This window comes from Pseudomonas putida (genome assembly GCF_001941965.1).
Classification (GTDB): domain Bacteria; phylum Pseudomonadota; class Gammaproteobacteria; order Pseudomonadales; family Pseudomonadaceae; genus Aquipseudomonas; species Aquipseudomonas putida_L.
Window position 1 is genome coordinate 1 of record NZ_MKZO01000044.1, and the last position, 12,773, is coordinate 12,773.

Annotated in this window: 11 protein-coding genes; 3 read left to right on the forward strand and 8 right to left on the reverse strand. The window is 66.6% G+C overall.

Features of this window, described 5'->3' with window-relative positions; genetic code table 11:
* Nucleotides 1-201: 201 nt before the first annotated feature.
* The 3 genes from PSEMO_RS22980 to PSEMO_RS22990 are packed head-to-tail and all read right to left on the reverse strand — an operon-like array spanning nucleotide 202 to nucleotide 3,152.
* On the reverse strand, nucleotides 202-996 hold the full coding sequence (locus tag PSEMO_RS22980) for a class II aldolase/adducin family protein (RefSeq protein ID WP_075805249.1): 795 nt from the start codon (nucleotides 994-996) through the stop codon (nucleotides 202-204).
* A gap of 30 nt (nucleotides 997-1,026) precedes the next feature.
* Entirely contained in the window at nucleotides 1,027-1,971 is a 945-nt protein-coding gene (locus tag PSEMO_RS22985) for a D-isomer specific 2-hydroxyacid dehydrogenase family protein (RefSeq protein WP_075805250.1), read from the reverse strand.
* Entirely contained in the window at nucleotides 1,968-3,152 is a 1,185-nt protein-coding gene (locus PSEMO_RS22990; protein ID WP_075805251.1) for an acyl-CoA dehydrogenase family protein, read from the reverse strand. Before PSEMO_RS22990 ends, PSEMO_RS22985 begins: the two co-directional genes overlap by 4 nt.
* Before the next feature lie 244 nt (nucleotides 3,153-3,396).
* Between PSEMO_RS22990 and PSEMO_RS22995 the strand changes: the two genes are divergently transcribed.
* The 3 genes from PSEMO_RS22995 to PSEMO_RS23005 all read left to right on the forward strand — a co-directional run bounded on the left by PSEMO_RS22995 (nucleotide 3,397) and on the right by PSEMO_RS23005 (nucleotide 6,451).
* Complete coding sequence (locus tag PSEMO_RS22995; RefSeq protein WP_075805252.1) at nucleotides 3,397-4,362, forward strand: ABC transporter substrate-binding protein; 966 nt, start codon at nucleotides 3,397-3,399, stop codon at nucleotides 4,360-4,362.
* 18 nt (nucleotides 4,363-4,380) lie between these two features.
* Nucleotides 4,381-5,337 (forward strand): aliphatic sulfonate ABC transporter substrate-binding protein, encoded by a 957-nt coding sequence (locus PSEMO_RS23000; protein WP_075805285.1) that lies wholly within the window; start codon nucleotides 4,381-4,383, stop codon nucleotides 5,335-5,337.
* A gap of 76 nt (nucleotides 5,338-5,413) precedes the next feature.
* Nucleotides 5,414-6,451 (forward strand): NADP(H)-dependent aldo-keto reductase, encoded by a 1,038-nt coding sequence (locus PSEMO_RS23005; RefSeq protein ID WP_075805253.1) that lies wholly within the window; start codon nucleotides 5,414-5,416, stop codon nucleotides 6,449-6,451.
* Nucleotides 6,452-6,575: 124 nt separating this feature from the next.
* Here PSEMO_RS23005 and PSEMO_RS23010 read toward each other — a convergent pair whose 3' ends face one another.
* The 5 genes from PSEMO_RS23010 to PSEMO_RS23030 are packed head-to-tail and all read right to left on the reverse strand — an operon-like array spanning nucleotide 6,576 to nucleotide 12,636.
* On the reverse strand, nucleotides 6,576-7,847 hold the full coding sequence (locus PSEMO_RS23010; RefSeq protein WP_075805286.1) for an OprD family porin: 1,272 nt from the start codon (nucleotides 7,845-7,847) through the stop codon (nucleotides 6,576-6,578).
* A gap of 38 nt (nucleotides 7,848-7,885) precedes the next feature.
* Nucleotides 7,886-9,022 carry an ABC transporter substrate-binding protein gene (locus PSEMO_RS23015; RefSeq protein ID WP_075805254.1) on the reverse strand — a complete coding sequence of 379 codons (1,137 nt, stop codon included), beginning with the start codon at nucleotides 9,020-9,022 and terminating at the stop codon, nucleotides 7,886-7,888.
* A gap of 55 nt (nucleotides 9,023-9,077) precedes the next feature.
* Nucleotides 9,078-9,836 (reverse strand): ABC transporter ATP-binding protein, encoded by a 759-nt coding sequence (locus tag PSEMO_RS23020; RefSeq protein ID WP_075805255.1) that lies wholly within the window; start codon nucleotides 9,834-9,836, stop codon nucleotides 9,078-9,080.
* The gene (locus PSEMO_RS23025) at nucleotides 9,833-11,599 is read right to left on the reverse strand and encodes a branched-chain amino acid ABC transporter ATP-binding protein/permease (RefSeq protein WP_075805256.1); all 1,767 of its coding nucleotides are present in this window, start codon (nucleotides 11,597-11,599) and stop codon (nucleotides 9,833-9,835) included. The genes PSEMO_RS23020 and PSEMO_RS23025 overlap by 4 nt, the downstream gene beginning before the upstream one ends.
* Entirely contained in the window at nucleotides 11,599-12,636 is a 1,038-nt protein-coding gene (locus PSEMO_RS23030) for a branched-chain amino acid ABC transporter permease (protein WP_075805257.1), read from the reverse strand. Before PSEMO_RS23030 ends, PSEMO_RS23025 begins: the two co-directional genes overlap by 1 nt.
* Nucleotides 12,637-12,773 lie beyond the last annotated feature (137 nt).

A 12,773-nucleotide genomic window follows, 5' to 3' on the forward strand; every position in this document is an offset into this window, starting at 1 on the left:
GTCAGCAACAATGGGGGGAGGGCGTGGCGCAAGGCGGGTTTGGGCATGTTGGCTTCCTGCTTTTTGGTTTTTTCCTCCCTGAGTGGGGTCGGTCAGTGGGTTCTCTAGTGCATCTGAAGGCCAATCGCTGGCAAGCCAGCTCCCACAGGTCCAGCGGTGCACGCGATCCTTGTGGGAGCTGGCTTGCCAGCGATGAGGCCCTCACTGTTTGTAATCATCTCCTTCCCGATCCAGTTGCCGGATCAACGCATCCCAATGCCGCTGGATCCCCGGGCTGTTGCCGTCGATAAACGCCGCCGTCTGCTGCCTGACCTTCTCGATCGCCGCCTCCGGCGCGAACAGCAGGTCCGCATTCCCGCCGGCCTGCGCTGCGATCTGGATATTGCAGGCCCGCTCCAGCCCGTGCAGTTCACGGAACGCATGCTCGACGCTGATCCCGCCCGTCAGCAGCCCATGGTTGCGCAGGATCAGGATATTGCTCTCGCCCAGGTGGGCCACCAGCCGCTCCTGCTCGTCCAGGTCCAGGGCCACGCCCTCATAGGTGTGGTACGCCACCCGGCTGTAGTAGGCCAGCGCATGCTGGGACAGCGGCAGCAGGCCGTCACGCTGCGCCGACACCGCCGCGCCATCGCGGGTATGGGTATGCAGCACCGCCTTGAGGTCCGGGCGGGCGCGGTGGATGGCGCTGTGGATCACATAGCCGGCCTGGTTGATGCCCAGGTCCAGCGGGTCATCGATGAGGGTCCCGTTGACATCCACCTTGACCAGGTTGGACGCGGTGATTTCATCGAACAGCAAGCCAAAGGCATTGATCAGGAAATGCTCCTCCGGCCCCGGCACCCGCGCCGAGAAGTGCGTGTAGATATGGTCGGTCCAGCGAAACAGCGCGGCCAGCCGATAGGCGGCGGCGAGCTTGACGCGCACCTCCCATTCCTCGGCGCTGACCCGCTGGCGCACGCTGTCGAGATCGGATTTGACGGATAGAACGGCAGTCATTGCAGTACTCCTGGGGATTCGCGTGAAAGGTCAGTAGCCGCGCTGGTGATCGACCAGGTTGCGCAGCGGCTGGCCCTGGTGATAGCGGCGGAAGTTCTCGACGAAATCCACGGCGAAGCCGCGAATCCCGTCGGTGGAAAGGGCGCAGGTGTGCGGCGAGATGAACACCCGCGGGTCGCTGTACAACGGGTGACCGGCCGGCAGCGGCTCGGGTTCGGTGACATCCAGGGTGGCCCGACCGATGCGTCCGGCGTCCAGTGCTTCGAGCAGCGCCTGCTGATCGAGCAGGCCGCCCCGGGCGATATTGATCAGGTGCAGGCCGGGCTTGGCATGCGCCAGCGCTTCGCGGCCGATGATCCCGCGGGTCTGGGCGGTCAGCGGCGCGGCGAGGACCAGGTGGTCGGACTCGGCGAACAGCTGGTGGATATCCGCCACGGCCTCCACCGGTACCCCGGCGTCGAGCGGCTGGCCCGGACGGCCCAGGGCGATGACCCGCAGCCCCAGCGCCGCGGCCTTGGCCGCCAGGCTTTTGCCGATGCTGCCGAGGCCAAGAATGCCCAGGGTCTTGCCTCGCACTGGCTGCAGCGAGCTGAAGCGCCAGTCATCATCCTTGACCCAGATATCCGGCAACTGCTTGGCCGCCGAGAAGATCGCCGCGAGGGCGAACTCGGCCACCTGCTCGGCATTGCTGCCTTTGCCGCTGGTCACCGGCGGGCCCTGGAACAACCAGTCCGGGTAGAAGTCGATGCCGGACGACACCAGTTGCACCCAGCGCAGCGACCAGGGCCAGCCCCGCGGTGCTTCGTCGACCCGGCGCCCGCGCACGTTGACCGGGCGCAGGATCACCACGTCGGCGCGTTCGGCATTGAACTGCTCCGGGCTCAGGTCCAGGACCCGGTGCCCCGGCAGTTGCTGGCGGATGAATTCGTTGGCCTGCGCATCCAGCTGGCTAGCGATCACGCTGACGGTGCTCATGGGGCGACTCCTGCGTCGAGGGCGGCGCGACCGGTGCCATGGAACACCACGTCGTCCTGCGGGGTATGGATGCGACTGCACAGCACGTCGCGGTAATGCCGTTCCAGCGGGTTGTGCCGCGACAGCCCGGGGTTGCCGGTGGCCTCGATGGCCAGTTCCACCGCCTGGATCGCGTTCTGCGTTACCAGTTGCTTGAGCTGTCCGGCGTTCTGCGCCGGGACCAGGCCGGCGGCGGCGGAATCGAGCAGGTTGCGGTTGGCGAAGAGCAGGGTGTCGATGCGCCCGACCCGCTCCTGGAAGCGCGGCAGGCTGGCCAGCGGCTGGCCGAGGTTGGACGGGGTTCGTTCGCGCAGGAAGGTCACCAGCCAGTCACGGGCGGCCTGGGCCACCGCGTCGTAGATGCTCGACAGCAGCACTGCCATCCATACCAGGCTTTCGCCGTCCAGTTCCGGGCGCGGCGCGCTGGCCGGGCTGACCGAGACGGCGTGGTCCAGGGGCAGCAGCACGTCGTCGAACTCGACCCGGTGGCTGCAGGTGGCGCGCATACCGAGGTGATCCCATTCATCGACGATGCGGATGCCGGGGCTGTCCCTGTGCACCAGGAAGCCGCCCACCAGCGGGTCGGCGTCGTCGCTGCGGCCCCACACCAGGTACCACTCCAGGCCATGGCTGCCGGTGGAGTAGAGCTTGGTCCCGGACAGCCGCCAGCCTTCGGCGGTACGCCGGGCAACGGTTGCCGGCAGGCCGCCACGGGCCGGTGTGCCGAGCTCGGGCTCGACGCGGAAGGCATTGATCAGCGCGCCGTGCTCCACCGCCTCGCGGGCCAGGCGTTCACGCAGATGGGCCGGCCAGCGCTGGTCGTCCTGCAGGCGGAAATGCTGGAGGTACTGCATCACCAGGATCAGTGCGGTGGACGGCTCGCCCTTGGCCACCGCGGCGATCACCTTGCGCGCCGTCGGCAGGTCGGCGCCGCCGCCACCGAGGCTTTTCGGCACGGTCAGGCCGAGCAGGCCATGGCGCTGGAGCAGGGCGAAGTTGGCGGCGGGAAACGCGCCGCTGCGGTCGAAGCCCGCGGCACTGGCAGCCAGCTCGCGGGTGATGATCGCAAGGACCGGGTCTAAGGCGTCCTCGGGCGGCGTCGCCCGGTGCAGCGGAACGGTGTTGGCGGAAGACTGGCTCATCAGGCACTCATTTGCATAAGACGGCAGGGCTTATGACCGTATGTGCGGTGAGTGCCTATGTAAAATTCTTTATGGTTCTAAGCTAATCACGGAAATGAAAAATTGTTCGCATATTAGGTTATGACCAAAATGCATTTCACTGATTATGCGCGACTCGCTACAGTCGGCTCACATTCCGCGTCGCATAGCGGATGGAACCCGGAACCTGACAACAGGCTGAGATCCAGCCTCAAGGAGCGTCGCGATGATCCCCCTTACCCGAATCCTGGCCCTTGGAGCCGCCTTGCTGCTGGCCAGCCCGGCCTTCGCCGCCGAGCGTGTCGAACTGCGCATCGGCGACCAGAAGGGCAATATGCGCGCCCAGCTGGAAGCCGCCGATGGCCTGAAAGACCTGGCCTATGACATCCGCTGGGCCGAATTCCCCGCCGCCGCACCCCTGGCCGAAGCGCTGAATGCCGGGGCCATCGATGCCGGGATCATCGGCGATGCACCGCTGCTGTTCGCCCTGGCGTCGGGCGCGCAGGTCAAGGCGATTGCCGTGGACAAGTCCGATGCCTATGGCACGGCAGTGCTGGTCAGGCCGGACTCGCCGTTCAAGAGCGCCGCGGACCTCAAGGGCAAGCGCATCGCCACCGGGCGCGGTTCCATCGGTCACTACATTGCCCTGAAGGCCCTGGTCAGCGCCGGCCTCAGCGAGAAGGACGTGGAATTCCGCTTCCTCGGCCCGGTGGACGCCAAGGTCGCCCTGGCCAATGGCTCGGTGGACGCCTGGGCCACCTGGGAACCCTACACCGCGTTGTCCGAACTGAGCGGGCAGGGCCGGGTGCTGGTCAATGGCCGTGGTCTGTCCAGCGGCAACAGCTTCCTCGCCGCCACCGACAAGGCCCTGGCCGATCCGGCCCGGCGCGAGGCCCTGCAGGATTACCTGACGCGCCTGGCCAAGGCCCAAGACTGGGCCAACCGCAACCTCGACAGCTATTCGAAGACCCTGGCGCAGATCATCGGCTTCCCGGTGGACGCCGCGGGCCTGCAGTTCGAGCGCCGGCAACTGCGCTGGCAGGCCGTGGATGCGCAGACCATCGCCGAGCAACAGGACACCGCTGATTTCTACCAGGCCCACGGCCTGATCGCCGGGCGCCTCGACGTGGCGCCGACCTTCGCCAGCGGCTTTGTCCTGCCGGCCACCGTACAACTGACCAAGACCCCCTGATTGCGGAGCTTCGCGCATATGATTCCTTTCAAACGCATCTATCAACTGGCCGCCGCCGTGGTGCTGGGCGCCAGCCTCGCCGGCACCGCCAGCGCCGAAACCCTGCGTATCGGCTACCAGAAATCCTCGACCCTGCTGACCCTGCTCAAGGCCCAGGGCAACCTGGAGAAAGACCTCAAGGCCCAGGGCATCGACGTCACCTGGCACGAATTCGCCAGTGGCCTGCCGCTGCTGGAGGCGCTGAACCTGGGCAATGTCGATGTCTCCGCCGATGTCGCCGACACCGTCCCGGTATTCGCCCAGGCGGCCGGTGCCAAGCTGGTTTATTTCGCCCGCGAAAACCCGTCGCCCCTGGCCCAGGCCATCCTGGTGCCGGCGGACTCGCCGCTGAAGACCCTCGCCGACCTCAAGGGCAAGAAGATCGCCGTGACCAAGGCAGCCGGCAGCCATTACCTGCTGATCCAGGCCCTGGCCAAGGCCGGATTGAACTTCAACGACATCCAGCCGGCCTACCTGATTCCGGCGGATGGCCGCGCTGCCTTCGAGAACCGCAAGGTGGACGCCTGGGTGACCTGGGATCCCTTCGTCGCCAGCGCCCAGCGCCAGCAGCATGCGCGGGTGTTGAGCGATGGCCAGGGCCTGTCGAACTACCAGCGCTACTACCTGGCCTCCAGCGATTACGCCAAGGCTCACCCACAGGTACTGAACACCCTGTTCACTGCCCTGAGCGGCGCCGGCAAGTGGATCAAGGCCCATCCGACCGATGCGGCCAAGGTGCTCGGACCACTCTGGGGCAACCTCGATGTCGCAACGGTCGAGCAAGCCAATGGCAGACGCAGTTATGATGTGCAGCCGGTACAGGCTGATAACCTCGCCGAACAGCAGCAGATCGCCGATGTGTTCTTTGCCCAGGGCCTGCTGCCGCGCAAGATCGACGCCAGCGCCGTGGAGCTGTTCAAGCCCGTCGCGCGCTGAGGCGGTCACCGAATACAGGCCGCTGGCGCCTTTCGGGGTGCCAGCGGCCTTCGCCGTTTCGAAAAAGGAGTGCTTCATGGAAAAGCGTCAACTCGGCAACAGCGGAATCCAGGTCAGCGCCATCGCCCTCGGCACCATGACCTGGGGCGAGCAGAACAACGAGGCCGAGGCCTTCGAGCAGCTCCAGGTGGCCCGTGAGGCCGGCGTCAACTTCATCGACACCGCCGAGATGTACCCGGTGCCGCCGATCGCGAAGACCTACGGCGAGACCGAGCGCATCATCGGCAACTACTTCGCCCGCTTCGGCGGCCGCGAGCACTGGGTGCTGGCGAGCAAGGTGGCCGGTCCGCACCGTATCGACCATATCCGCAACGGTGATGCACGGCTGAACCGGGCCAATATCACCGCAGCCCTGGAAGACAGCCTCAAGCGCCTGAAGACCGACTACCTCGACCTCTACCAATTGCACTGGCCGGATCGCCAGAGCAACTTCTTCGGTCAGCTGGGTTATGTGCACGACGCCACCGATGAGCCCACCGCCATCGAGGACACCCTCGAGGTGCTGGACGACCTGGTCAAGGCCGGCAAGATCCGTCACATCGGCCTGTCCAACGAAACCCCGTGGGGCGTGCACCGTTTCCTGCACCTGGCCGAGACCCGTGGCTGGCCGCGGGCGGTGTCGATCCAGAACCCCTACAGCCTGCTGAACCGCAGCTACGAGGTGGGCCTGGCGGAGATGTCGATTCGCGAGAAAGTGGGGCTGCTGGCGTATTCGCCGCTGGCGTTTGGCGTGCTCTCGGGCAAATACCTGAATGGTGCGCAGCCGCCGAAGGGGCGCCTGGCCCTGTTCGACCGTTTCCAGCGCTACAACAATCCGCAGGTAGAGAAGGCCACTCAAGGCTACGTCGCCCTGGCCCGTGCCCATGGCGTGGACCCGGCGCAACTGGCGCTGGCCTATGTCACCAGCCGGCCGTTCGTGACCAGCAACATCATCGGCGCAACTAACCTGGAGCAGTTGCACAGCAACCTGGCCAGCGTCGAGGTGAAGCTGACCGAGGAGCTGTTGCAAGGGATCGAGGCGATCCATGTGCAGCAGCCGAATCCGGCGCCTTGAGACGGGTCTGAGGGTGCCTTCCGGGGCCTCATCGCCGGCAACGCCGGCTCCCACAAGGATCGCGGACACCGCCGAAACCTGTGGGAGCCGGCGTTGCCGGCGATGAGGCCCTTACCGGCGCCGCTTACCAAAGCACCAGGGTGTAATCGATATTCACCCTTAGCTCATTGTCATCCCTGAACGACGCCGTCGAAGCAAAGTCATTCCGATACCAGGCATGCCGCAACCGCAGCGCGACGTTCTTCAACGGCCCGCTCTGCACCACATACGACAGCTCGATATCCTTCTCGCTCTCACTACGATCCGAGCCACCCAGCGCCGCCGGCAACTCGATATGGCTGCCATCCAGGTAGCGCAGCATGCCCTTCAGCCCCGGTACCCCTACCGTGGCGAAGTCATAGTCGTAGCGCACCTGCCAGGTCCGCTGCTTGGGGTTGAGAAACTCGCTGCTCAACGCGCCCTCGCTGACCACCATCGGCTCGGACCCGGCGATATAGGGCATCGAGGTATCACCATTCAACTGCATCCAGCCCAGCCCCAGGCTATGCCCGGCCTGGCTGTAGGTGCTCATGATGCCGAAGGTGCGGTTGTCCACTTCACCGGCCTTGCCGAGGCCATCCTCGCGGCTGATGTGGTAGCGCACATCGGTCTTCAGGCGTCCGCCACCCAGGGCACGGTTGTCGACGAAGCCGAGGTAGTCCTGCTTGTAAATGTCCTCCAGCTCGGCGTGGTAATACTTGAGGGTCAGCGGCTCGGACCATTGGTAATCACCGCCGACATAGGTGAAGGCATCCGACTGCGCCGCGCCATTGAAGCGCCGGTTGGGCGCGGCGATGCTGATCTTCTGGTCGTTGCTGGAGTCGCGCTGGTTCATGCGGTCCAGGCGCCCGGCGGTGAAGGTCAGGCCGGCGAGGTCCTGGGACTTGAGGTTGAAGCCGCGGAAGGTCTGCGGCAGCAGGCGGGTCGGGCTGGCGAAGAGGATCGGCAGGATCGGCATCAGCGTGCCGCCCTGCAGTTCGGTCTTCGACACCTTGACCTTGCCGGTCAGGCCCAGCTCGGAATAGTCGTCACGTGGCTCGCGGTCGGTGCTGTCGAACGGCAGCAGGCCGGTGCCGGTGCGGTCGGGGCTGGAATCGAGCTTGAGGCCGAGCAGGCCCTGGGCATCGAGGCCGAAGCCGATCGGGCCTTCGGTGTAGCCGGAGTTGAAGCGCAGGATAAAGCCCTGGGCCCATTCCCGGGTCGCCGATTGCGCCGAGGTACCCTTGTAGTCGCGGTCGAAGTAGTAGTTGCGCGCGGTGATGCTGGCCTTGCTGTCCTCGAAGAAACCTTGCGCGTGCAGCACCGGGCTGAGGGCGCTGAGGGTGGCGAGAACGAGGGTGCGGTTGACTGGTTTCATGCCTGTGCCTTTGTTGTTCTTGTTATCGGTGATGGAAGTCATTCAGGGGCGTGCAGCAGGACCCATTGCTGGTCCTGCACGCTGACCAGGGCGCGGGCGCGCTGGTCGTGGCCGAAGTGGTCGGTGGGGCTCAGGCTGTAGACGCCATGGGTGCCGGCCACTTCCCTGGTCTTCTCCAGCTGGTCGCGCAGGCCCTGGCGGAACCCGGCACTGCCCGGCTGGCCGCTTTTCAGCGCTTCAGGCACCGCCACTTCGACCAGGCGCATGGCGTCGAAGAGGTAGGCGCCGAACGGCGACAGGCTGTTGGCACCGTATTTGGCCTCGTAGCGCTGGGCGTAGTCGCTGGCGATGGCCTTGGACGGATGGCTGTCGGGCAGCTTGTCCCACACCACCACCGGCCCCACCGGCAGGATCGCGCCGTTGAGGGCCTTGTCACCGATACGCAGGAAGGCCGAGTTGGCCGCACCGTGGGTGTGGTAGATCGTGCCCTTGTAGCCGAGGCGGCGCAGTTCGGTATGGGGCAGGGCGGCCGGGGTGCCGGTGGCGCCGATCAGCACTGCGTCGGGCTTGGCGCTCATGACCTTGAGGGCCTGGCCACTGACCGAGGAATCGGTGCGGTTGAAGCGCTCGTCACGCACCAGCGTGATTCCGGCGGCCGGCGCCAGCTCGCTCAGTACCTTGTGCCAGTCCTCGCCCCAGACGTCGTTGTAGCCGATATAGCCGAGGGTCTTCACGCCGTTTTCCTGCATGTGTTCGATCAGTGCTTCGGCCATCAGTGCGTTGGTCTGGGCGATGGTGAAGATCCATGCCTGCTCGCCGTTGGCCGGGGCATAGGGGGCCAGGGCGATCTGCGCGGTGTGGCTTTCCTTGGCGATCTGCGCCACCGCCGCCGAGGTCGGCACGGTGCTGGAGCCGATCAGCAGGTCGACCTGGTTCTCGCTGACCAGCTTGCGCGCGTTCTTGGCGGCGGCGGTGCTGTCGCTGGCGTCGTCGAGGACCACGTATTTCACCGCTTGCCCGGCGATCTCTTTCGGCAGCAGATCGACGGTGTTGCGCTCGGGAATGCCCAGCGAGGCACCCGGTCCGGTAGTGGAAAGGATCACGCCGACGGTGACATCGGCCTGGGCGGCGGACGCCATGGCGGCGACCAGCAGCAAGGGGAGGAAGGGTTTCATGAACAGCTCCTTGGATGTTGTTGTTATGGGGCGAGCGAATTCGATAAAGCGGGCGCTAGGTGCCGGTAGCGCGGGGTGCCTCCGTGCCGGTGGGTTTGCGTCCGAGGTAGCTCTCGACCACCCGCGGGTTCTGCGCCAGGTCGGCGGCAGGGCCGTGGAGGACGATGTCGCCGGTTTCGAGGACGTAGCCGTAGTCGGAAATCTTCAATGCAGCGCGGGCGTTCTGTTCCACCAGCAAGATGGAAACGCCGCGCTCGCGCAGGGTCTTGAAAATCTCGAAGATCTCGCCGATCACCCGTGGTGCCAGGCCCAGGCTCGGTTCGTCGAGCATCAGCAGGCGTGGTTTGGCCATCAGCGCGCGGCCGATGGCGAGCATCTGCCGCTCGCCGCCGGACAGGGTGCAGGCTGCCTGCTCGCGGCGCTCCTGCATGCGCGGGAACAGGGCGTAGACCTCGTCGAGGGTCTGCTGATGGTCACGGTGGCCCTGGCGATGGCGGCTGAAGGCGCCAAGGCGCAGGTTGTCCTCGACGCTCATCAGGCCGAACAGCTCGCGGCTTTCCGGGACCAGGGCCATGCCCTTGTCGATGCGCTGGGCCACGCCATGGTGGGCCAGTAGCGGCTGGTTGGCGTAGTCGATCTCGCCGCGTGACGGCAGCAGGCCGATCAGCGCCGCCATCAGGGTGGTCTTGCCGGCGCCATTGGGGCCGATCAGGCTGACGATCCGGCCCTCGTCCAGGTGCAGGTCGAGGTTGCGCACCGCCTCCACCTTGCCGTGGTTGATCGACAGGTTGCGTACATCCAGCAGGCGGCTCATTCCACACCTCCGAGGTAGGCGGCCAGGACCGCCGGGTTTTCCTGGATCTCGATCGGCGTGCCGCTGGCCAGGGGCTGGCCGAACTCCATCACCACGATCCGGTCGGACAGGCCCATGACGAACTCCATGTCGTGCTCCACCAGCAGCACGCCAAGGCCTTCGCTGCGCAGTTGTTCGAGCAGGCGGGCTAGGGCCTGTTTCTCGCCGTAGCGCAGGCCGGCGGCGGGCTCGTCGAGGAGCAGCAGGATCGGGTCGCTGCACAGGGCGCGGGCGATCTCGACGATGCGTTGCTGCCCCAGCGCCAGGCTGCCGGCCGGGGTATGCAGGTGCTCGCCGAGGCCGACCCGTTCGATCTGCCGCGCAGCTTCCGCGAGCAGGCTGGCTTCCTCGGCCCGCTCCATATGCAGCATCGAACGCAGCAGCCCGGCCTTGCCGCGCCGGTGTGCGCCGAGGGCGACGTTCTCCAGCACGCTCATGTCCGGCAGCAGGCGCACATGCTGGAAGGTGCGGCTGACCCCGAGGCTGGCGATGGCGCGCGGGGCGAGGCCGTCGATGCGCTGGCCGAGGAAGGTGATCTGCCCGGCATTCGGCGCGAGCACGCCCGACAGCAGGTTGAAGAAGGTCGACTTGCCGGCGCCGTTGGGGCCGATCAGCGCGGTAATCTCGCCGCTGTTGAGCGCCAGGCCCATGTCCTTGTTGGCCACCAGGCCGCCGAAGCGCTTGACCAGTCCTTCTGCTTGCAGCAATGGCTGGCCGTGCCCGGGCATGCTGCGCCTGGGCAGGGCGGCGGCGTCGCCGGCGAGGGTGTTGTGCCGGCGGGCTTTCGGCAGCGCCGCCTGGATCAACGGCAGCAGGCCGCCACGGGCGTATTGCAGGACCAGGATGATCAGCACACCGAAGAAGATCATCTCGAAGTTGCCGGCCTGGCCGAACAGGTGTGGCAGCACGTCCTGCAGCACCTGCTTGAGCAGGGTCAGGAGGAAGGCGCCGAGCAGCGCGCCCCACAGGCTGGCGACACCGCCGAGGACGATCATGAACAGGTACTCGATGCCCATCACCACCGAGAATGGCGTCGGGTTCACCACCCGTTGCAGGTGGGCGTAGAGCCAGCCGGACAGCGCCGCCAGCAGCGCGGCGACCAGGAACACCTGCAGGCGGCTGCGCCCGGTGTTGATGCCCATGGCCTCGGCCATCCCGGCGGCGTCCTTGAGGGTGCGGATGGCCCGGCCCTGGCGGCTGTCCAGCAGGTTGCCGAGCAGCCACAGGGTGACCGCCAGGATCACCCCGAGCAGCGGGCTGAACTGCGCCGCGCCGCTGATCGTCCAGCCGAACAGCTCGATCGCCGGCAGGTCCTGGATCCCGCCGAAGCCACCGAGTCCTGGCAGGTTGCCGAACAGGTAGAACAGCGCCAGGCCCCAGGCCAGGGTGCCGATCGGCAGGTAGTGCCCGGCCAGGCGCAGGGTCAGCAGGCCGAGGCAGGTGGCGACCAGCAGGGTGATCGCCAGGCCCGCCAGCAGGCCGAGCCAGGGCGACAGGCCGTACTCGGTGGTCAGCACCGCCGTGGCATAGGCGCCGATACCGACGAAGGCCGCCTGGCCGAAGGAGGTCATGCCACCGATGCCGGTGAGCAGCACCAGCCCCAGGGCCACCAGGCTATAGAGGCCGATGTAGTTGAGCAGGGTGACCTGGAACGGCGGCAGCACCGAGGGCGCCACGGCCATGGCCGCCAGCAGCAGGAACAGGGGAAGCAGGCGACGGCTCATCAGTGTTGCTCCTCGACATGCGGGTGTTTCAGCGACAGCCAAAGCAGTACCGGGATCACCAGGGTGAAGACGATGACTTCCTTGAAGGCCGAGGCGCCGAAGTTGGCGAAGCTTTCCAGCACGCCGACGAAGAACGCGCTGGCAGCGGCGATCGGGTAGCTGGCCAGGCCGCCGAAGATCGCCGCGACGAAGCCCTTGAGGCTGATCAGGAAGCCGGAGTCGTAGTAGAGGGTGGTCAGCGGGCCGATCAGCACCCCGGACACCGCGCCGATAAAGGCGGCGAGGCCGAAGGCGCTTTGCCCGGCGAGCTGGGTCGGGATGCCCACCAGCTGCGCGCCATTGCGGTTCAGGGCGGTGGCGCGCAGGGCCTTGCCGTACAGGCTATGGCCGAAGAAGGCGTAGAGCAGGCCGATCAGGCCCAGGGCGCAGGCGATCACCAGCAGGCTTTGCAGGCTGACCGGCAGGTCGCCAAGCATGAAGGTGGTATCGGCCAGGGAGCGCGTGCGCACCCCTTCGGCGCCGAACAGCCACAGGCTGACGCCGACCAGGGCGATATGCACCGCCACCGAGATGATCAGCAGCGACAGCACCGAGGTCTGTGCCACGCGCTGGTAGACCAGGCGGTAGAGCAGCGGCCCGAGTGGGGTGACCAGGGCCAGGGTGACGACGATCTGCAGCAGGCCGGGCAGGGCGGCCAGGTCGAGATTGCCGAGGGCCAGCCAGAGTACGGCGGGCAGCCCCAGGTAACGCAGGGCCAGGCCGGGCAGGCGGCGGTAATGGCCGTGGCGCAGGGCGATGCCGGCGTCGAGCACGCAGGCCAGCAGCGACAGGCCGATCAGCAGCCACAGGGTGCCGGGCAGCAGGCCCAGTTGCAGGGTCGCCAGGGTCAGGGCGCTGTAGGTCACGAAATCACCCTGGAATACCAGGATGGTGCGGGTGACCGAGAACACCAGGACCAGGGCCAGCGCCACCAGCGCATAAATCGCACCCGTGGTGAGGCCGTCCTGGCCGAGAAACGCCAGTATCGAGAAGTCCATGGGCAACCCTCAGCGAGTGATGGGGTAAGGAAAACCGGGCCGTGTGCAGGTGCACCCGGACAGGGAAGGGGGAGGCGAGGTGGCGGCGGGGCTGCCGGTGCACGCGTGCGACATCATGGTGAGATACCCAGCTGTAT